This is a genomic window from Exiguobacterium aurantiacum (genome assembly GCF_001766415.1).
Classification (GTDB): domain Bacteria; phylum Bacillota; class Bacilli; order Exiguobacteriales; family Exiguobacteriaceae; genus Exiguobacterium; species Exiguobacterium aurantiacum_A.
Map to the genome: position 1 here is coordinate 238,247 of NZ_MKXO01000002.1, position 19,863 is coordinate 258,109.

The following is a 19,863-nucleotide window of genomic DNA, read 5'->3' on the forward strand; positions in this document are numbered from 1 at the left end:
TGTTCATTCCCCCGTCTTCTTTGGTAGGCGTCTCGGTGGTTTCGTCACCTTTGACCCGTCATTCGTCAATTTTAGCACAAGTCGATTGACGAGTGGTTCGAGTTCGTTTCGAACTTGACGATAGACGTTCATCGAGCCTCCAAACGGGTCGTTAATGTCACGTTCGAGCCCGGTCACGAACTCATATAATGTGAACGTACGATCGGCCAAATCCGGATACGTATCCCGAATCTGTTCGCGGTGTGCCCGCGTCATCGTCAAAATGATGTCTGCCCAACGTCCGAGTACATCATCGAACGTCTGCGTCACGTGTTCGAGTTCAATCCCTCGTTCACGTAATACTTGAAGAGCGTTTTCTGAGGCATCAAACCCTTGCATCGTCCGAACTCCAGCCGAACGAATATCAAATTCGTCGCCTGTCACTTTCGAGCGGAGCAGGGCCATCGCCATCGGGCTTCGGCATGTGTTCCCACTACATATGAATAATACGCGTTTCATTGACATCGCGTGATCCTCCTCATGTCCTTAAGCCTCTTCCTCTAGACGGATGATTTTCCCGCCTGCCGCTTTATACAAGCGATTATATACGGCAAGGGCGACTCCCGTCGGTTCAATCCGATTCACGTAAATCTCTTCTACATCTGTCTCATCGAATTTTCGCAACGCCTCGTAAAGTCGCTGGGCCGCCATCTCCATCGTGTCACCGAGAGAAAGCGTGACGTCAGCCGGGGTCGTTGCTTCATCAAATACGAGCGCGCCGATCCGTTTGCCCGCCGCCTGCCGCATCGTGATGGCACGGACGAGATCATCGCGTCCGCCATCGACTAAATACAAAGGTGCAGTCGGGGCATAGTGGGTGTACTTCATTCCTGGTGATTTGGGCGCGGCCGCTTCATCGCTCAAATTCGCATCGAGCGCAACTGGCCCGATGACGGTCTCGATCGCTTCTTTCGTCACGCCACCGGGACGCAAAATCGTCACCGGTTCCGTCGTACAGTCGATCACAGTCGACTCGACGCCGATGCCTGTCGGTCCCCCATCCATAATACCCGCGATCCGACCGGTCAAATCATCGGCTACGTGCTGTGCCGATGTCGGTGACGGTCGTCCTGAACGGTTCGCACTCGGCGCCGCGAGACCGAGACCGGACGTGCGGATGAGTTCGAGTGCGGCTGGATGGTCCGGCATGCGGAGGCCGATCGAGTCGAGCCCGGCCGTCACAAGTGACGACGCTCGACCGTTCGACGGTAAGATGATCGTCAAGGCACCGGGCCAAAACGCTTCCATCAAGCGTTTGGCTACCGGCGGGATGGTTTGCGCGAAATGTTCGGCCTGTTCGACCGTAGCCACGTGGACGATGAGCGGGTTGTCCGATGGTCTTCCTTTCGCCTCGAAAATCTTACGGATGGCGATATCGTTCGTCGCATCCCCGGCGAGGCCGTACACCGTCTCTGTCGGAATCGCGATCACCTCGCCCATCTTCAAGAGACGAACCCCTTCCTCAACTTCTGTTGGCTTGATCCATTTCGTTTCCATGCGCAATCCCTTCCCTCACGGCGTAGACAATTCGGTCTTTACCGTTTATATCTTTTAAAATACCCGTTTCTGCTTCAGGATAACGTTCGGACAGGTACGATTTCACAACTTGTCCTTGATTATACCCGATTTCAAACGCAATCAATTGCCAATCGGCACGTAGCACGCGTGTTGAGTCCGCGATGATTTTCCGGTAGAACTCGAGACCGTCCGCCCCCCCGAATAATGCGAGGTGCGGTTCGTACCCTGCGACCGTCTCATCGAGCAGTTCATCAGCTTCGATGTAAGGCGGATTTGAGACGAGCACCCGAATCGAGTCGTCCGCGACCGGACCGAGGCAATCCCCTTCATGAAACGTCACATCGGCACGAAGCACTTCCGCGTTATGTTTTGCCACCGCGATCGCTTCCCGGGAAATATCGACCGTTTGGACGCGGACACCGAGCTCGAGACTGAGCGTGATGGCGATGGCGCCACTGCCCGTTCCGACGTCGACGATCGCGTCGTCTTCAATCGGTCCGACGTGCTCAACGACCCATTCGATCAACTCTTCGGTCTCCGGTCGCGGGATAAGTACGTCCCGGTTCACAGCGAATGAACGACCGTAGAACGGGGCCTGGCCAATCAAATGTTGGACCGGCTCACCGGCAAGCAGTCGCTCGAGCCCGGACTCGAACGCAGTTGTTTCGTCGTCCGAGAGTTCTTCGGATAACCGAACGATCAGACCCGTCCGGTCGACGCCGAGCACGTGCATGAGCCACCATTCGGCAGTCGACGGGTCACGCCCCGCGTCAATGAGCATGCGTTCCGCTTGTTTCAACCTTGCGGCAATCCGCATCACTCCATACCCTCCATCAAGCCGGCCTGATCTTCCATGACGAGCGCATCAATGATGTCTTCAAGCTCCCCGGCGAGCACCCGGTCAAGTTTTTGAAGCGTGAGGCCGATGCGGTGGTCGGTCACACGGCTTTGCGGGAAGTTATACGTCCGGATCCGCTCCGAACGGTCGCCCGTCCCGACGGCCGACTTCCGCTGCGCCGACAGTTCTTCGAGATGTTCGCGCTGCATCTTGTCGTACAGACGGGCCCGCAAGACTTTCATCGCCCGATCTTTGTTTTTATGCTGTGATTTCTCGTCTTGGCATGACACGACGAGTCCTGACGGGATGTGTGTCAACCGCACGGCCGACTGGGTCGTGTTGACCGATTGACCACCCGGCCCTGACGACGTGAACGTGTCGACGCGGACGTCTTTCATGTCGATGTGCACTTCGACGTCTTCCGCTTCCGGCAAGACCGCGACGGTGGCTGTCGACGTGTGGATCCGTCCGCCCGACTCCGTCGACGGGACGCGTTGCACACGGTGTGCCCCATTCTCGAATTTCAGTTTCGAGTAGGCACCGGCACCGTTGATCAAAAACGTCACTTCTTTAAAGCCGCCGAGTTCCGTATAGTTGGCGTCGATCAGCTCGGCTTTCCAGTTTTGACGCTCGGCGAATCGGGTGTACATCTTATACAAGTCGACCGCAAACAGTGCCGCCTCGTCACCACCGGCTGCCCCGCGAATCTCGACGATGACGTTCTTGTCGTCGTTCGGGTCTTTCGGGATGAGCAGGACGCGCAGCTTCGCTTCGAGCGCTTTCACAACTGGTTCGAGTAGCGCCATCTCTTCTTTCGCGAGTTCGCGCATATCGGACTCGAGCGTTCGGTCTTCTAACATCGCTTTCGCTTCTTTGTAGGCCGTACTCGTTTCTTTATAGCGTCGATACGCTTGTACCGTCTCCTCGAGTTGAGACTGTTCTTTTGAATATTGACGCAGTTTATTCGAGTCGCTGAGCACTTCCGGGTCAGCGAGCATCTCATTCAATTGCATATATCGTTCTTCTAAAACGCTTAAACGGTCAAACATCATGATCCGTCCTTTCTGTTCACCAAATCGTTCTCTTCATTATACCAAAAAACGAACCGAGCTAGCTCGGTTCGTCGACAAATTGAATACTTAGAGCGAACCAGCCAAAATCCTCAATCCGCTACTGTATGACGGATCGGGCGCGGTTTGTTCGGGACGTCATGGCAATGGCGGCAACGCGGTTCGTACGACTCGGCGGCACCGACTAAGATGACCGGGTCCTCAAAGCGAGCCGGTTCTCCGTTGATCAAGCGCTGTGTCCGAGACGCCGGGGCGCCGCACGACAGGCAGATCGCCTGCAGCTTCGTGACGAACTCGGCACGCGACAAGAGCTCCGGCATCATCGTGAACGGTTCGCCACGGAAGTCCATATCGAGTCCGGCGCAGATGACACGTTTGTCTTCTGACGCCAACTGCTCGATGACGTCGACGATCCCCTCATCAAAGAACTGCACCTCGTCGATGGCGATGACTTGCGTCTCTTCGCGCACCGCATCGTACACATCTTGACTCGTTCGAGTCGGGACGGCCACGACCGAGTTGCCGCTATGGGAGACGACGTTCTCTTCGTGGTAGCGGTCATCGATGGCCGGCTTGAACACTTGGACCGGGATCTTCCCGTAGTGCGCCCGACGGACACGACGGATCAATTCCTCCGACTTACCAGAAAACATACTGCCACAAATCACTTCTATCCAACCGTAACGGTTCGTCACATGCATCATTCTACTTCGCCCTCTCCATCGTTAATCGCTTTCCGATTATAACCATCTTTCAGTCATAGGAAAAGGGTTGACTTCTAACAAAAATCGGAACGGCATCATCCCGTCCCGATTTCTCTTCACTCTTCCGCTTCTTCTTCTTTTTTATAATCGATCAAGTTCAATTTGCGCGCGAGCGGTCGAATCGTCAGCCCGTGCAACGTCACCGAGGTAAAGACGAGTCCGATCGTGAGCGGTAGCATCTGTGACGCATCCTCAATCCCGAGACCGGCCACTTCCTCCGCGAAAAAACCTGCGACCGTCATCGCGACGATGCCGCGTGGTGCGATCCAGCCGATGAACCCACGCTCCTTGAGCGGAAGCCCCACACCAAGCGTCGATACATAGATTGCCAGTGGTCGAACGAGAAACAAGATGCCGGCAATCGTCAACAGCAATGGCCACTGGAAGATATTCAATAGTTCTTCACGCGACAGCGACGCCGTCAGCAAGATGAATACGGATGAGATCAGCAAAATCGAGATGTCTTCCTTGAACGACTGCAGTTCCTCGATGATCTGTTCATCGCGAAGTTTCGTGTTCGCCATCGTCATCCCCATCGCCGTCACGGCAAGGAGACCGACTTCATGCATCATAAACTCGCTCAAAGAGAATAAGATCAAGACGGCCGTAAGCGTCACCGAAGCGCGTAAGTACCGCGGAATCTTCTCACCTACGAACCAGCCCATCAAGACGTGACCGAACACGTAACCGAGACCGATACCGACGAGACATGCTCCCGCAAAGAGCAATTGCACCCACAAGTCCATGCCTTCATAGACGATGTAGCCGATTCGAATCACGAACAAGCCGAGCAACGCACCGACCGGGTCGACAATGATCCCTTCCCACTTTAAGATGGCACCGACCCGATCTTTCAGATGGGCTTGCCTGAGCAACGGGATGACGACCGTCGGGCCGGTGACGACGAATAGCGCTCCCATCGTCCAAGCAACGACCCAATGGAGACCGCCGACGTATTGAATCAACAGCGAAGCCCCAACGAACGACAACGTCACACCCGCTGTCACGATGCGGACGATCGAACGCCGGAATTGGTTGATCTCGCTGAAATGAAGCCCTAAACTACCTTCAAATAATATGATTGCGACCGCAAACGAGATGATCGGGCTGTACAAATTACCGAGCAACTCTCGCGGTTCAAACAAACCAAAGATCGGGCCGGCCAATACGCCGGCGACTGTCATGATGATAATCGCCGGAATTTGGTAGCGCCACGCCAACCATTGCGAGACGATCCCGACGCCAACCAACAAGCTGATGCTAATCAATATATACTCCATGGAAGCCCCCTCACGTCAGTCTTCCGTCTCTTTACCCTCGCTTGGACAACAAAAAACCGCCAAGGGCAATCCCTAGGCGGTGTGCATACAACTTGACGATTAACGTTGGTACTTCTTGTTGAAGCGCTCGATACGACCGTCCGCAGATGCGAATTTCTGGCGACCTGTGTAGAACGGGTGCGAATCAGAAGATACATCGACACGGATGAGTGGGTATTCGTTACCATCTTCCATCGTGATCGTTTCGTTAGAGTAACGAGTCGAACCACTGATGAATTTAAACTCAGTCGTTGAGTCCATGAATACGACTTTACGGTATTCTGGGTGGATTCCTTGTTTCATTGCTTTTCAACTCCTTCTGCCCTAAGTATTCTTTCAACCTAGAGAAAGTTCACTAGAATATAATAGCACCCGGTTCACGGATTTACAAGTCCGTTTTCGTTTTTTTCACCGGGCGACGACTCTTTTTCTTATCGGCCTCGAGCGCCGCAAAAAAGTCGAGATTTGTTTGCGTCTCACGCACACGACGCAAGAACTGATCGACGAAGTCCGGCGACTCGTTCATCGTGCGACGAATCGTCCAAAGTGAGTCGAGCTCGTCCTTGCCGAGGAGGAGTTCTTCTTTCCGCGTACCCGAACGACGGATATCGATGGCCGGGAAGATACGGCGTTCCGCGAGCTTCCGGTCGAGATGGAGCTCCATGTTGCCGGTCCCTTTGAACTCTTCATAGATGACGTCATCCATCCGCGAACCGGTATCGATGAGCGCCGTCCCGAGAATCGTCAAACTGCCGCCGTCCTCGATGTTCCGGGCCGCCCCGAAGAATTTCTTCGGTTTGTGGAACGCTGCCGGGTCGATCCCGCCCGAGAGCGTACGCCCGCTCGGCGGGACGGACAGGTTATAGGCACGCGTCAACCGAGTGATCGAGTCGAGCAAGATGACGACGTCTTTCTTATGTTCGACGAGGCGCATCGCCCGCTCTAGCACGAGCTCCGAGATGCGAGTATGATTCTCCGGTGTCTCGTCAAACGTGGAATAGGCGACGTCTGCCCCCGGCACCGAACGTTGGATGTCCGTCACTTCTTCCGGACGTTCGTCGATCAATAAGATGATCAGTTCGACGTTCGGGTGGTTCGTCGTGATTGAATTGGCGACTTCTTTCAATAGAGACGTCTTCCCGGCTTTCGGTGGGGCGACGATCAAACCACGTTGTCCGAAGCCGACCGGTGCGATCATATCCATGACACGGACCGATAGATGGTTCGGCTCCGTCTCGAGCACCATTTGCTTTTCCGGATAGATCGGCGTGAGCGCAGGGAAATAGTCGCGGTTCCGGGTCGAATCGGTCGTTTCCCCGTTGACCGCCTCGACGCTCAAGAGCCCTTGGAAACGTTCATTTTCTTTCGGTTTCCGGACTTTCCCGGTGACGAGATCCCCGTTCCGCAAACTAAAGCGGCGGATCTGTGAAGCGGCGATATAGATGTCTTCGGACGATTGGGAGTAGTTGATCGGTCGGAGGAAACCGAAGCCACCTTCATTTTGTGACTGCGGGTTCGGAGGGATGATCTCAAGGACGCCTTCGAGGAAGTAGAGGTCCTTCGATTCGGCTTGCGATTTTAAGATTCGGAACATGAGTTCACGTTTCCGTGCTTCCCGATATTGAGGCACATTCACTTCTTTTGCGATTTCATACAATTCTTTCAACGTCTTCGTCTCGAGTTCACGAAGCGTATAGTTTTTAGCTGGTTCTGTACTTTGCGTCATAAACGTCACCTGTCTTTCTTGTGATTCTATATTTGAAAAGTAATTGTAAAGTTCTTATTCATCTAATCACAATTCAATCATGCCGTCACTTTATATAAACGGCTACATATCAGTCTATTCCCTTGATTTTTAAAAGTTAACGTCCGGTACTCTTCCTTATGTAACAAAAAGGTCTCTATGCCTCCATATTGTTTCAAATATGTTACAAGAAAACTATTTTTGACTTGTGATTGAAAAATGCCATCGGTCTTACGCATGATATAGTTTATTTGCAGAGGAAACCGGGTAACAAACTCGACTTTTGCTCAACTATCGTAAACACACATCGATCATATACACTCACAGGGTTTTATTTTAAAAAACGGAGGGAATTATACTATGTTAAAGCGTTTCGCATCTATCATCGTCGCCGCCACTATCGCTTTCTCGGGTCTTGCATTCACAACAGGTGAACAAGCAGAAGCAGCTACTGGAACATTCGCTTACTCGAAAGTCAACGGCTTGAACATTCGGACATCAGCATCACTCAGCTCGTCAGTCGTTACGAAGATGAATAAAGGTCAACGCTATACATACCTCGGTAAAGTTGGCTCGTTCTACAAGATCAACTACAAAGGGACTCACCGTTACATCTCAGCGTCATCGACTTACACGTACTTGAAAGCAAACACAGCAACGGCTACTAAAGTGACAACGACTTCTTCTTCAAGCGCTCGTACGAAACTTGTCGCCGAGTCGAAGAAATACCTTGGCACACCGTACCGTTACGGCGGAACGACAACAGCTGGATTTGACTGCTCTGGTTACACAGGACATGTTTACAAGAAAGCGATCAACAAGTCAATCCCACGTGATTCACGCTCACAATACTCAAGCTCGAAAAAATTGTCGAAGTCAGCGATTCAAGCAGGCGACCTCGTGTTCTTCTCACATAACGGCGGCACGATCCAACACGTCGGTATGGCAATCAGCAAGACACAAATGATCAACTCAGAAACAGGCGGCGTTAAATACGCGAGCTTCACATCAGGTTACTGGGCACCACGTTACGTCGGTGCTGGAACGTACCTCTAATTCAATAAAACCTCAAACGACTCGGTTCAGCGGAACCGAGTCGTTTTTTATTTACGAACATTTTGCAAAACGGCTTCCGTGCTCGTCAACACCGAGAACGTCCCGTCTGTCTCAAGGACGACCGCCTCGACTTTATCGTGAGCGGTCCCGCTCGAGCGGATGGCTTGGAGCACTTCGATCTCGAGCACGCGTTCTTTACGCATCTCCGCTTCTAAGTAACTCCCCCGATAATATAGCATCGTCGGTGTCGATTTGATCAGCTCGTTCACTCGTTTTGACCGATTGGCCAGCTTCGCCATGACGTATTGCAACGCGACGAGCGTGGCAAAAGCGACGAGCCCATTCAGTAGCGGTGTCTGTCGGCTCGTGAGCGTCGTCGCTAAGATCGAACCGAGCGCAACGGTCACGATAAAATCGAATGCGTTCATTTTCGAGAGCGTCCGTTTTCCTGATACACGTAATATGAAAATGATCGAGAAGTAAGCCCCGATCCCTGTCAAGATGATTTGCACCATCGTTTTGAGTTGATCCATCGTCTCCCCCCTTTTCTGTTTTTGAACAATCACTTCGAAAGCGTACTCGTCGTTCATCATTTTTGTTTCAAGGCACCCCGCGCGTTTGTCGCCGCGAAGACGACCATGATGACACTCATCCCTCCAGCCACGGCAAGGCCGGCCGACAAAGCGCCCCAGTCAATCGTCGGTTGGGTCAACACGGCCCGCATCCCTTCAAAGATATACGTCGTCGGATTGAACGTCGCCGCCACTTTGAGCCATTCCGCCTCGATCAACTCTTTCGGAACGAACGTCGTCGACAAGAAGATGAGCGGGAAGAAGAGAAGTGTCCCGGCCTGTGCGGCTTGGGCGTTCCGTGTCTTCAAGGCGACCCCGACCGAATATCCGGCAAAAGCGAGTCCGAATCCGAGAGCGAGCAAAACCGTGAACAAGAAGCCGACCACACCGACCGGAATCGATAACCCGAGTAAGAACGCGACGGCAAAGATAAGCAACGTTTGAACGAACAGTTGCAACATCCCGGCAATCATCGGTCCGAGCACGATGGCAGTCCGCGTCGAAGGTGTGAGCAGCAACCGGGCGAAATAGCCGCTCTCGATGTCACGCACTAACGCTTGGCCGGCACCCCCGGCCCCGCCGACAGCACCTGAGACGATCGATACCGGCAAGATGAAATTCAAGTAGTCGCCGCCGCCGAACTGCGGCAATGCGGCCACACTCGACAGCCCGCTCGTATAGACGAGCAAGAAAAAGACAGAAATCATCAAGTTCGGGATAAATGAAAATGGGTTGCGGATCGTCGTCATTAGACTCCGCTTTGTAAACAACCACGTTTCAGTCCACACTCGGCACACCTCCTTCGTACGATTCGCCCGTCACTTTCAAGAATACGTCGTCAAGTGACGGCTGTTTCACCGTGAGCCGCTCCGGCTGTAACGCCTGCTCATCGAGTTTCCGGACGACGTCGGTCAACGTGTAGTCGCGAAGTTCGAAGACGAGGCTCGGTCCGGTCGCGGCTTGTCCGAACAGCTCAGCGGCGGCTCGTGCTTCTGCATCGGTATGAAACACTAGAGAAATCGACTCGCCTCCGACGGTCTGCTTCAATTCTTCTGCTGTCCCTTCGACGACAATCTTACCGTGATGGATGATGGCGATGCGATCGGCCAGCTCGTCCGCCTCCTCTAAATATTGGGTCGTCAAAAAGATGGTCGTCCCGAACTCTTGATTGAGACGCCGTACCTCTTTCCAAATCTCGATTCGACTCGCCGGGTCGAGCCCGGTCGTCGGTTCATCTAAAAACAGTACGATCGGACGATGGACGAGCGTGAGCGCCAAATCAAGCCGACGCCGCATCCCGCCGGAATACGTGCCACTCTTTCGGTCAGCCGCATCCGCGAGTGAGACGACCGACAGCAGTTCCTCGGCCCGTGCTTCTGCTTCACGTTTCGTCATTTTGAACAGCCGACCTTGAAGGACGAGCAATTCCCGGCCGGTCAACACTTTATCGATGCCCGTCTCCTGGAGGGCGACACCGATGGATAACCGGACGTCCTTCTCCCGCTTGACGACATCAAACCCGTTCACGCGCGCCGACCCGCTCGTCGGTCGAATGAGTGTCGTCAACATCTGTATAGCCGTCGATTTCCCGGCCCCGTTCGGACCAAGGAACGCAAAGATTTCTCCTTGTTTTACTGAAAACGATATTCCGTCGACGGCCGGAACATCCCCGAACGTCTTGACGAGTGACTCTACTTCGATCATCGACCCCACCTCCTGCCTTACTCATTCCCGTTCTATTCATATTTTAAATATGAAAGAACGCATCAAAAAAGCTGCAGAGAGAATCTGCAGCTCGAGAGAATTAAGGTTTCATGACCATTTTCGGTTTTTTCTTCAATGAATGAATCCCTTCGACGAAACGGACCGTACCCGATTTGGCGCGCATGACGACCGAGTGTGTCTGACCGCCCTGACCCGTGAATTGGACACCACGGAGCAGTTCACCGTCTGTCACACCCGTCGCCGCGAAGATACAATCCTCGCCTTTGACGAGATCGTCAAGAAGCAGGATGCGTCCCGTGTCAGCGATGCCCATATCTTGGCATCGTTTTTCCTGGGCCGCGTCTTCCGGCAACAACCGTCCCTGGAAGTCACCACCGAGGCACTTCATGGCGACGGCTGCGATGACGCCTTCCGGCGCCCCGCCCGAGCCTAGCAAGAGATCGACACCGGTTTTCGGGAACGCCGTGTTGATGGCCGCCGCGACATCGCCGTCCGGAATCAACTTGATACGAGCTCCCGTTGCCCGGACTCGTTGAATCATCTCTTCATGACGGTCACGGTGCAAAATCGTGACGACGACGTCTTCGACGTTCTTGCCCTTCGCCTTGGCGACGATCGCGATGTTTTCTTCGATCGAGTTGTCGAGGCTGATCAGTCCCGCCGCTTCTGGACCGACCGCAATCTTATCCATATACATGTCTGGCGCGTGAAGGAGATCACCTGCGTCCGCGACCGCGAGCACCGCGAGTGCGCCCCATGTTCCCGTCGCGACGATGCTCGTCCCTTCGAGCGGATCGACGGCAACGTCGAGGCGTGAGCCGTAACCGTTCCCGACTTTCTCGCCGATGTAGAGCATCGGTGCCTCGTCCATCTCACCTTCCCCGATGACGACGATCCCTTTCATCGGAATCGTATCGAACACTTCGCGCATCGCTGTTGTGGCTGCGTCGTCCGCTTGTTCTTTCAAGCCTTTCCCCATCCAGCGGGCCGAAGACAGCGCTGCCGCTTCTGTGACCCGGACCAATTCCATTGATAAACTACGTTCCACCCGAATTCTCCCCTTTGTTACTCGGACATCTCATCGACCCAGACGAGGGCGCCGAGTTGTTTTAGTTTGCCGACGAAGTCGACGTACGAGTCGTTCAGACGTTCCGCATAGAGAACCGTCGACTCTCCCGTTGCCTGCAAACCGGCCAAGACGAGTGCCGCGGCGCTCCGCGCATCGGCAGACTCCATCTCAGCGTTCGCAAGCGTCGTCCCGCCACGAATGACGGCCGACGAATCTTCAAGCGTGATTTGCGCGTTCATCCGCCGCATTTCGGCGATATGACGGAAACGTTGGACGTATAGCTTATCCGTCACGACGCTCGTCCCGTTCGCTTTCAACAAAGCGGCTGACATGATCGGTTGCAAATCGGTCGGATAACCCGAGTAGTGGAAGACGCGAATATCAATCGGCTCAAAAGCTTTCGCCCGAACCGTGATCGCTTCTTCCCCGACCTCGACTTCAGCACCGTAATCAACTAATTTTTGGATGACCCCTTCTAAATGGGTCGGAATAACGTTTCGAACCGTCACTTCCCCTGCAACCGCACCGTAAATCATAAACGTTCCGGCTTCAAGGCGGTCTGGGATCAGCGTATGTGTACAGCCGTGCAAGCGTTCGACCCCTTTAATTCGAATCTCATCGGTCCCGGCACCGATGACGTATGCACCCATCGATGTCAGCATCGTCGCGACGTCGACGACTTCCGGATCAGTCGCGGCATTTTCAATGACGGTCGTCCCTTCGGCAAGGACCGCGGCGAGCATCGCGCTCACCGTCGCCCCGAATGAGCGAAGGTCGAGGTAGATCCGATTGCCGGCCAACTTGTCGGCGTTGACGTGATAGAGACCCGACTCGTTCTCGACTTTGATGCCGAGACGTTCTAGCGCTTTTAAATGTAAATCGATCGGTCGTGGACCAATCGCATATCCCCCTGGTAATCCAACGGCCCCTTTCCCAAAACGAGCTGCGAACACACCAAGTAAGTAGACAGCGGCCCGGACTTTCCGAGTTTCTGAGCCGAGCAGCGGCATGGCGACGGCATCTTTTGCATGAAGCGTCATCCGCTCCCCGTCCCGCTCGATTGTCACCCCGAGTTCTTGTAATAGGCTGAGCATCACTTCAACATCTTCGATGACGGGGACGTTCTCGATTGTCACCGGTTCTTCGGTAAGAAGTGCTGCGACGAGACAAGGCAAGGCACTCTGTTTGGCGCCACTAATGTCAACTGTTCCTTCAAGTTTCTGCTGTCCAACGATATGGAGAATTTCCACGATGATCAAACCTTTCTACGACGAACTTATTTGGATTGAGCGTTATTCCAATCCGCTAAGAACTGCTCAATCCCTTTGTCAGTGAGCGGATGATTCATCATCTGTTCGATGACTTTGTACGGTACCGTGGCGATATTAGCACCAAGTAGAGCTGCTTTCGTCACGTGGACCGGATGGCGAACGGACGCGGCGATGATTTCCGTATCGATGCCATGGATGGCAAAGATATTCGCAATCGTCTCGACGAGGTCGAGACCATCGTGACCGATGTCGTCAAGGCGTCCGATGAACGGCGAGACGTATGACGCACCCGCCCGAGCTGCTAAGAGCGCTTGGTTGGCGTTAAAGATGAGCGTCACGTTCGTCTTAATGCCGAGCTTCGAAAGCTCATTGACAGCGATCATACCGGCTGCTGTCATTGGCACCTTAACTGTAATATTCGGCGCGATCGCCGCGAGTTCCTTTCCTTCTTTGACCATACCCTCTGCGTCGAGTGCAATAACTTCCGCACTGACTGAAAGGTCCCCGACGACCTCACAAATCTCACGGAGCCGCGTATGGAAATCGACGCCTTCTTTCGCGACGAGCGACGGATTCGTCGTCACGCCCCCGATGACGCCCATTTGGTGGGCTTTCTTGATGTCTTCCACATTTGCCGTGTCAATGAAAAAACGCATGTACATGTCCTCCTCGAATCGGATTGTAATCGCTTACTCTCTTATTATGAGGAAATCGACACGGAATTGCTATACCCTTTACGTCAGCGCGGCGATGCCGAGCATCGAAGCGGCAAGCAAGATCATCCCGGCGAGCGTCCCGACGGCCCATGACTTCCTATAATTTTTTTCAACAAAAAAGCCAGTTCTCACGAGGAGAACCGACTGATGTGACAAGATTACGCTTGGTTGCTTGAACCAAACTCACGCATTTTACCAGAAACGACGTTGTAGATCGCTTCGATACCAGGTCCGATGACTTTACGTGGGTCATATACTTTCGAGTCAGTGTTAAGCTTCTCACGTACCGCACGAGTCCATTCTTGTTGGCACTCTGTGTTGACGTTGATTTTGCTGTGACCGAGCTCGATTGCTTTTTTGATTTGGTGCTCAGGGATTCCTGAACCGCCGTGAAGAACGAGTGGCGTTTTCGTCGCTGCTGCGATTTCTTCCATCTCTTTGAAGCCGAGGTTTGGCTCGCCTGCGTATTCTCCGTGTACAGAACCGAGTGCCGCTGCAAGAGCGTCAACTTTCGCTTCTTTAACAACACGGACACACTCGTCGAGGTCAGCGTATTGTACGCCGCCAACGACGCCGTCTTCTTCGCCGCCGACTGTGCCAACTTCCGCTTCAACTGAAGCGCCTTTAGCGTGTGCGTATTCAACGACTTGTTTCGTCATTTCGATGTTTTCTTCGATCGGGTGGTGTGAACCGTCGATCATAACAGACGTGAAACCAGCGTCGATCGCTGCTTTACACTTGTCGAATGAAGAACCGTGGTCGAGGTGGATTGCAACTGGAACAGTGATGTTGTAGTCGTGCATGAGACCTTCAGTCATTTTAACAACTGTTGTGAAGCCACCCATGTATTTTGCTGCACCTTCTGATACACCGAGGATAACTGGTGATTTCTCGCCTTCCGCAGCGCGAAGAATCGCTTGCGTCCACTCGAGGTTGTTGATGTTGAATTGGCCGACTGCATACTTGCCTTCGAATGCTTTGTTAAGCATTTCTGTCATTGATACTAATGGCATAATGATGTCCTCCTCTGTTCGCTGTTGTGCACTGTGGGAAAAGTGACCCTGTGCAATTCGTTCCCATTATAACACACGTCAAAACTTGTGCCTATGCTATTCGCATATAGAAATGGCCCCGCGCAAGCGTTTACATATGTCATCTTCGTGACGATTCACTGAATGCCGAGCACTTCTTTCACTTTCTCGATCATGCCGTAAATATCGAACGGCTTCTCGAACTGAGCCGTGATCCCGAGGCGGCGCACTTCTTCGATTGTCGATTTTTCCCCAAATGCGGTCATGATCATGACCGGTGTGTCGATGTCGTTGTTCCGCATGTTCCGTAACACTTCATGCCCGAACATGCGCGGCATGTTCATATCGAGCAGCACCAAATCGTAAGTACTTTGTTCTAGCTGTTCCCAAGCGCTCAAGCCGTCCTGGGCCGTGTCGACCTCGATACCGAGGTTTTTAAACACTTGGGCGAGCATCAAGCGAATTCCATCTTGGTCGTCTGCGATTAACATGCGTGACATCTAGTTACCTTCTTTCCGTAGCTTCTATAGCTTTGTGCGATAATATAACCATACCAAAATCGTTTTCGTTTGGCGACGCGTCATTTTCTAAAAGATGGAAACGAGGCTCACGTCCCCGCCTCCCCCGCTTGCTCCATTTTCAATTCAAAGGGAACGTCTCGTTCGTCGGCGATTTCATACGACGTCACCGTCCCTTCATCTTTCACGTACAATTGCAAAAAATCACCTTCTGCGAGCCGTGAGTCAGACGTGAATGTGAGCGAACGCTTTTTTCGCTCCTCATCATAGCCGATCGTCGTATACACATAGTCCGTCCCATCTCGCTCCGCCGTCTCCGCCTTCGGGATTTTCACATAATATGTATCCGCGAACAGACGGTCCAAATCGATGACCAACCATCCGGCAAAGACCGCGAGACAGACTGTGACGATGAGTACTCGGTTCCGTTGCATGTGCATCCCTCACTTCTATTGATCGCTATCTTCCAATACCATATATGAACGATTCCTAAACGCAACGCTTCTTGTTATACTCGACGTACAAGACATGATGGGAGACACGACATGAAGCATTTATTCGGATTTTTACTTTTTTTAGTGACGCTTGCCGGAGGTGTCGCCATCACGGCTGGGACGTTCGGAGAAGAGCCGTCCGCCGACGCGTATGAAGATGTTTATGAAGACGATATACCGCTCGCTACTTCAATAGATGCGGAATTAGAAGACGTGCCCGAGACGTTCAAACTCATCTCCGAGGTTTTCGACGAACCGATTTCAGCAGAAGACGTCGAGCGCATGCATCTACTCGTCTCCAATCCAGATTTAGACGAGGCGACCGTGCATCCGCTCGATGAACTTGAAGTCACGTATGACGGACAGCCGACAACGCTCATCGTCGAAGCGGAAGTGTATCGCGAGGACGGAACGTATATTGTCTTCTATTTTTCGGGCGACGAGGAGATGGTCTTCGCAATCGATGATCGGATCACAGCGTACTATGAAGAATTAGGCATATGAAAAGGAACTTCGCTCGCTTGAGCGAAGTTCCTTTTGGTTTACGTTTAGTCGATCGTGACCGGGACGACGGCGAGGTCGATCTCTTTCTCGACTTCTTCCCGCTCCTCGGCGAGACGTGCATCCGACCATTTGAAGACATCGGCCATACAGCGCAAGACACCGTCTTTATAGTCTCTGACGAAGTCGATGTCGAAGAACATCGCCCCTGTCCGACGGACGAGGAAGTCGATGGCACGGACGACCGACTCTTCTTCGATGCCGTACATCAACTGCGCGTAGACGATCTCGGGCAGGTCGTAAGCGTTCGTATCCATCCGCTCGACGACGCGATCGATGTTCGATCCGTAGAGACGGACTAACTGCTCCGCTTTCACGTCATCGAAACCAAGGTTTTTCAGCTCGTCTTTCTTCTTCGTCAAGAAGTCGTCAAAGCCGTTCGAACCGCCCACATGTCCACCCGACATCGGCATATGTTTCGTCCGTGAAGCGAGGAAGACGATGCCCTCTTCTTGTTTGAGTAGCTTCGCGACGAGATCGACGACCGTCTCAGACATCTTCCGGTAGCCTGTCAACTTACCACCGGCGATTGTGATCAGGCCGCTTTCCGATTGCCAAATCTCATCTTTCCGTGAGATCTCGGACGGGTCTTTGCCTTCCTCATAGATGAGCGGACGGATGCCGGCCCAGCTTGACTCGACGTCATCTTCCGTCAACGACACATCCGGGAACATATAGTGGATCGCGCCCAAGATATAGTCGCGGTCTTCTGTCGTCATGCGCGGATGCGCCTTATCCTTATCGAAGAACGTGTCGGTCGTCCCGACGTACGCTTTGCCGTCACGCGGGATGGCGAACACCATTCGGCCATCTGGTGTATCGAAGTAAGTCGCTTGTTTGAGCGGGAACTTCGATTGATCGATGACGAGATGAATCCCTTTCGTCAGACGAAGCATCTTGCCTTTATTCGAGCCGTCCTGCTCACGGAGCACGTCGACCCATGGGCCGGTCGCGTTGATGACTTTTTTCGCATAAATTTCATACGTCTTCCCGTCGATTTGATCTTCGACGTTCACGCCGACGACTTTGCCTTGCTCGTAAATGAGACCGGTCACTTTCGAGTAGTTTAAGAGGAGTGCGCCATGGTTCGCCGCTTCTTTCGCGACTTCGATCGTCATGCGCGCATCGTCCGTCCGATACTCGACGTAATAACCGCCACCGACGAGCCCGTCTTTTTTGACGAGCGGTGACTTCTCGATCACCTCTTCCGGCGTCAACATCAAACGGCGCTCCGCTCGTTTGACGCCGGCCAACAAGTCATACACCATCAGCCCGAGCGCTGTCGACAGCGGTCCGAACGTGCCGCCTTTGTGCATCGGTAGAAGCATGCGCTCTGGCGTCGTGACGTGCGGTCCGTTCTCATAGACGATGGCGCGTTCTTTCCCGACCTCGGCGACGAGTGCGACTTCGAACTGTTTCAAATAGCGCAAGCCACCGTGGACAAGTTTCGTCGAGCGGCTCGATGTTCCAGCCGCGAAGTCTTGCATTTCAAGAACCGCCGTCTTCATTCCCCTTGAAGCGGCGTCGAGGGCGATCCCGGCACCGGTGATGCCCCCACCGACGACGAGGATGTCATGACGCTCACTCGTCAATTGTTCGTATCGCTTGGCACGTTCTTTTGCTGAGAAGTTTCTGATTTCCATCTTATTCCCTCCTATAATGAATCCGGTTCGTATAAACAAAGAGACCACAACAAAACAAGGCTTCGCCCTCTATGTCGTGGTCTCTCTGTAATCTCCAACCGGTTATCAACTTTTCTCCTGTATTATACCCTATTCTCCATTCTTCAACCATCGACCGGCTCACTAGACACGCAACCTGCCCGACCGAAAGCGTCACGCTCGCAATTTGAAATTCAGAAGACTAGACTTCAAAGTATCACTACGAAGGAGGAGTTTTCATGAAACGCATGTTACAATCTTTTCAATTTAAAAACGGCGTCGAGCTTCATAACCGGCTCGTCCTTGCGCCGATGACCCATTATTCGTCCGAGCCGACAGGTGAGGTTTCGGAGCACGAACTCGCCTACTATCGGAAGCGAGCGAAAAATGTCGGTCTCGCCATCACGGCGTGTGCCTATGTGACAGAAGACGGTAAAGGATTCCCGAACGCGTTTGGCGCGAGCGACGATCACTTCATCACCGGTCTCCGTCAACTCGCTGAAAGTTTGAAGGCGGAAGGTGCCAAAGCCATTCTGCAAATCTTCCACGCTGGGCGCATGTCTCCTCCAGAGCTCGTCCCGAACGAACAACCCGTGAGCGCAAGTGCGGTCGCACCCGTCCGTGAAGGTGCCGCCACACCGCGTGCCCTCGAGACAGAAGAAGTCGAGGCAATCATCGAAGCATTCGGTGAAGCGACACGCCGTGCCATCGAAGCCGGATTTGACGGCGTCGAGATTCACGGAGCGAACACGTACTTGATCCAGCAGTTCTTCTCACCGCACTCAAACCGCCGAGACGACCGCTTCGGAGGCGACGTACAGGCGCGTCTCACGTTCCCGCGTGAAGTCATCCGTTCTGTGAAAGCCGCGGCGAAAGACGCTGACGATTTCTTGATCGGCTACCGCTTCTCACCAGAAGAAGTCGAAGAGCCAGGTATCACGCTCGACGACACGGACGTATTGATCGACATGTTGCTCGAGGAAGGACTCGACTACCTCCACGCCTCGCTTTGGAACTTCAATATCGGTTCGATGCGCAACGAGAACGTGATGGAGCGCTCGATCGACCGGATCGCGAAACGCATCAACGGTGCCGTCCCGCTCATCGGAGTCGGACAACTTCAGCGCCCTGGTCAAGTCGAAGACGCTTTGAACGTCATCGACCTGGCCGCGCTCGGCCGTGAACTCATCATCGACCCTGACTGGCTTGAAAAAGTGCAAACGGATCGTGAAGATGAAATCGAGACGGCGCTCGACTTGAACAAGCAAGCCGAACTCGCTGTCCCGGCCCCACTTTGGAACGCCATCACGACACGTGCCGGCTGGTTCCCAATCAAAGACGAAGCAGTCAAATAAGCAAGCTGTCCGCAGACATATGTCTGCGGATTTTTTATTGCGTTCGGAGACGAGACCGGACTGTGACACAAATAAGTCTCTTCAGACACAATTCCGTCACATTTATCATCTTTTTCACCACTCCTTTCGTGTTGACCTAACTTTCCAAGCATTCGCCCCATTCGTAAGCTAAGGACAGGAAGCGTTTCCTCATTGAGACCGCGGCTCGAGACCAATCATTCGTTCCGTCTGTCTGTTTGACCTTGTTTTGAAAGGGGCATATATATGACAAAAAAGCCGTTTGATCTCGATGTACACAACAAACAGCTTAATCAACATCACCAGCGCACAAAACAAGCGGCTGAAACGTATCGCAACAAAAGCAAAGAACTCGAACACCACCTCGAATCATCCACACGTTCCCGAGAAGAAGCACTCGCCAAAGAAATCGCCGAGCTGAAGCAGGCGACGATGCGAAACGCTCAACGAGACAAATGAACGATTCCCGATGGTACGATGAAAGAAGTGACTTGACCGGTGGAAAACAAAATCGAACGCCAATT

The 19,863-nt window shown here is 53.1% G+C and carries 22 protein-coding genes; 4 read left to right on the forward strand and 18 right to left on the reverse strand.

Annotation, left to right across the window (positions count from 1 at the left end):
* Positions 1–3: 3 nt before the first annotated feature.
* From BJU60_RS07105 to rho, 8 genes are all read right to left on the reverse strand, one after another.
* Positions 4–504: a low molecular weight protein arginine phosphatase gene (locus BJU60_RS07105; protein ID WP_083274052.1), complete on the reverse strand. Its 501-nt coding sequence runs from the start codon at positions 502–504 to the stop codon at positions 4–6.
* A gap of 21 nt (positions 505–525) precedes the next feature.
* Positions 526–1,536, reverse strand: coding sequence for an L-threonylcarbamoyladenylate synthase (locus BJU60_RS07110; protein WP_070328196.1), 1,011 nt, complete (start codon positions 1,534–1,536; stop codon positions 526–528).
* Entirely contained in the window at positions 1,502–2,374 is an 873-nt protein-coding gene (prmC, locus tag BJU60_RS07115) for a peptide chain release factor N(5)-glutamine methyltransferase (RefSeq protein ID WP_070328197.1), read from the reverse strand. Before prmC ends, BJU60_RS07110 begins: the two co-directional genes overlap by 35 nt.
* Complete coding sequence (prfA, locus tag BJU60_RS07120; RefSeq protein WP_070328198.1) at positions 2,374–3,444, reverse strand: peptide chain release factor 1; 1,071 nt, start codon at positions 3,442–3,444, stop codon at positions 2,374–2,376. The genes prmC and prfA overlap by 1 nt, the downstream gene beginning before the upstream one ends.
* Before the next feature lie 113 nt (positions 3,445–3,557).
* Entirely contained in the window at positions 3,558–4,169 is a 612-nt protein-coding gene (locus BJU60_RS07125; RefSeq protein ID WP_070328199.1) for a thymidine kinase, read from the reverse strand.
* Between the two features lie 116 nt (positions 4,170–4,285).
* Complete coding sequence (locus tag BJU60_RS07130) at positions 4,286–5,509, reverse strand: cation:proton antiporter (RefSeq protein WP_070328200.1); 1,224 nt, start codon at positions 5,507–5,509, stop codon at positions 4,286–4,288.
* Positions 5,510–5,608: 99 nt separating this feature from the next.
* Entirely contained in the window at positions 5,609–5,851 is a 243-nt protein-coding gene (locus BJU60_RS07135) for a type B 50S ribosomal protein L31 (RefSeq protein ID WP_021066109.1), read from the reverse strand.
* An 82-nt stretch (positions 5,852–5,933) separates the two neighbouring features.
* On the reverse strand, positions 5,934–7,274 hold the full coding sequence (gene rho, locus BJU60_RS07140; RefSeq protein ID WP_070328201.1) for a transcription termination factor Rho: 1,341 nt from the start codon (positions 7,272–7,274) through the stop codon (positions 5,934–5,936).
* A gap of 378 nt (positions 7,275–7,652) precedes the next feature.
* Here rho and BJU60_RS07145 point away from each other — a divergent pair, with 378 nt between their 5' ends.
* Entirely contained in the window at positions 7,653–8,348 is a 696-nt protein-coding gene (locus BJU60_RS07145) for a C40 family peptidase (protein WP_070328202.1), read from the forward strand.
* 47 nt (positions 8,349–8,395) lie between these two features.
* Here BJU60_RS07145 and BJU60_RS07150 read toward each other — a convergent pair whose 3' ends face one another.
* From BJU60_RS07150 to BJU60_RS07190, 9 genes are all read right to left on the reverse strand, one after another.
* On the reverse strand, positions 8,396–8,881 hold the full coding sequence (locus BJU60_RS07150; protein ID WP_070328203.1) for a DUF421 domain-containing protein: 486 nt from the start codon (positions 8,879–8,881) through the stop codon (positions 8,396–8,398).
* Between the two features lie 56 nt (positions 8,882–8,937).
* On the reverse strand, positions 8,938–9,708 hold the full coding sequence (locus tag BJU60_RS07155; protein ID WP_070328204.1) for an ABC transporter permease: 771 nt from the start codon (positions 9,706–9,708) through the stop codon (positions 8,938–8,940).
* Positions 9,698–10,624 carry an ATP-binding cassette domain-containing protein gene (locus tag BJU60_RS07160; protein WP_070328205.1) on the reverse strand — a complete coding sequence of 309 codons (927 nt, stop codon included), beginning with the start codon at positions 10,622–10,624 and terminating at the stop codon, positions 9,698–9,700. Before BJU60_RS07160 ends, BJU60_RS07155 begins: the two co-directional genes overlap by 11 nt.
* A 100-nt stretch (positions 10,625–10,724) precedes the next feature.
* Positions 10,725–11,693 carry a class II fructose-bisphosphatase gene (gene glpX, locus BJU60_RS07165; RefSeq protein WP_070328206.1) on the reverse strand — a complete coding sequence of 323 codons (969 nt, stop codon included), beginning with the start codon at positions 11,691–11,693 and terminating at the stop codon, positions 10,725–10,727.
* Positions 11,694–11,710: 17 nt separating this feature from the next.
* Complete coding sequence (murA, locus tag BJU60_RS07170; RefSeq protein WP_070328207.1) at positions 11,711–12,964, reverse strand: UDP-N-acetylglucosamine 1-carboxyvinyltransferase; 1,254 nt, start codon at positions 12,962–12,964, stop codon at positions 11,711–11,713.
* A 26-nt stretch (positions 12,965–12,990) separates the two neighbouring features.
* Positions 12,991–13,641, reverse strand: coding sequence for a fructose-6-phosphate aldolase (fsa, locus tag BJU60_RS07175; protein WP_070328208.1), 651 nt, complete (start codon positions 13,639–13,641; stop codon positions 12,991–12,993).
* Positions 13,642–13,859: 218 nt separating this feature from the next.
* Positions 13,860–14,714 (reverse strand): class II fructose-1,6-bisphosphate aldolase, encoded by an 855-nt coding sequence (fba, locus tag BJU60_RS07180; protein WP_070328209.1) that lies wholly within the window; start codon positions 14,712–14,714, stop codon positions 13,860–13,862.
* Between the two features lie 155 nt (positions 14,715–14,869).
* Entirely contained in the window at positions 14,870–15,232 is a 363-nt protein-coding gene (locus BJU60_RS07185; protein WP_070328210.1) for a response regulator, read from the reverse strand.
* A gap of 107 nt (positions 15,233–15,339) precedes the next feature.
* Positions 15,340–15,684 carry a YxeA family protein gene (locus BJU60_RS07190; protein WP_070328211.1) on the reverse strand — a complete coding sequence of 115 codons (345 nt, stop codon included), beginning with the start codon at positions 15,682–15,684 and terminating at the stop codon, positions 15,340–15,342.
* 111 nt (positions 15,685–15,795) lie between these two features.
* Between BJU60_RS07190 and BJU60_RS07195 the strand changes: the two genes are divergently transcribed.
* Positions 15,796–16,248 carry a hypothetical protein gene (locus tag BJU60_RS07195; RefSeq protein WP_070328212.1) on the forward strand — a complete coding sequence of 151 codons (453 nt, stop codon included), beginning with the start codon at positions 15,796–15,798 and terminating at the stop codon, positions 16,246–16,248.
* A gap of 44 nt (positions 16,249–16,292) precedes the next feature.
* Here the strand turns inward: BJU60_RS07195 and BJU60_RS07200 are convergent, their stop codons facing one another.
* Positions 16,293–17,948: a glycerol-3-phosphate dehydrogenase/oxidase gene (locus BJU60_RS07200; RefSeq protein WP_070328213.1), complete on the reverse strand. Its 1,656-nt coding sequence runs from the start codon at positions 17,946–17,948 to the stop codon at positions 16,293–16,295.
* 257 nt (positions 17,949–18,205) lie between these two features.
* On the opposite strand from BJU60_RS07200, the gene BJU60_RS07205 reads away from it, so the two are divergent.
* Together BJU60_RS07205 and BJU60_RS07210 are read left to right on the forward strand one after the other, a co-directional pair.
* Complete coding sequence (locus BJU60_RS07205) at positions 18,206–19,321, forward strand: NADH-dependent flavin oxidoreductase (RefSeq protein ID WP_070328214.1); 1,116 nt, start codon at positions 18,206–18,208, stop codon at positions 19,319–19,321.
* Between the two features lie 264 nt (positions 19,322–19,585).
* Complete coding sequence (locus tag BJU60_RS07210; RefSeq protein ID WP_070328215.1) at positions 19,586–19,798, forward strand: hypothetical protein; 213 nt, start codon at positions 19,586–19,588, stop codon at positions 19,796–19,798.
* The last annotated feature ends 65 nt before the right edge of the window (positions 19,799–19,863 follow it).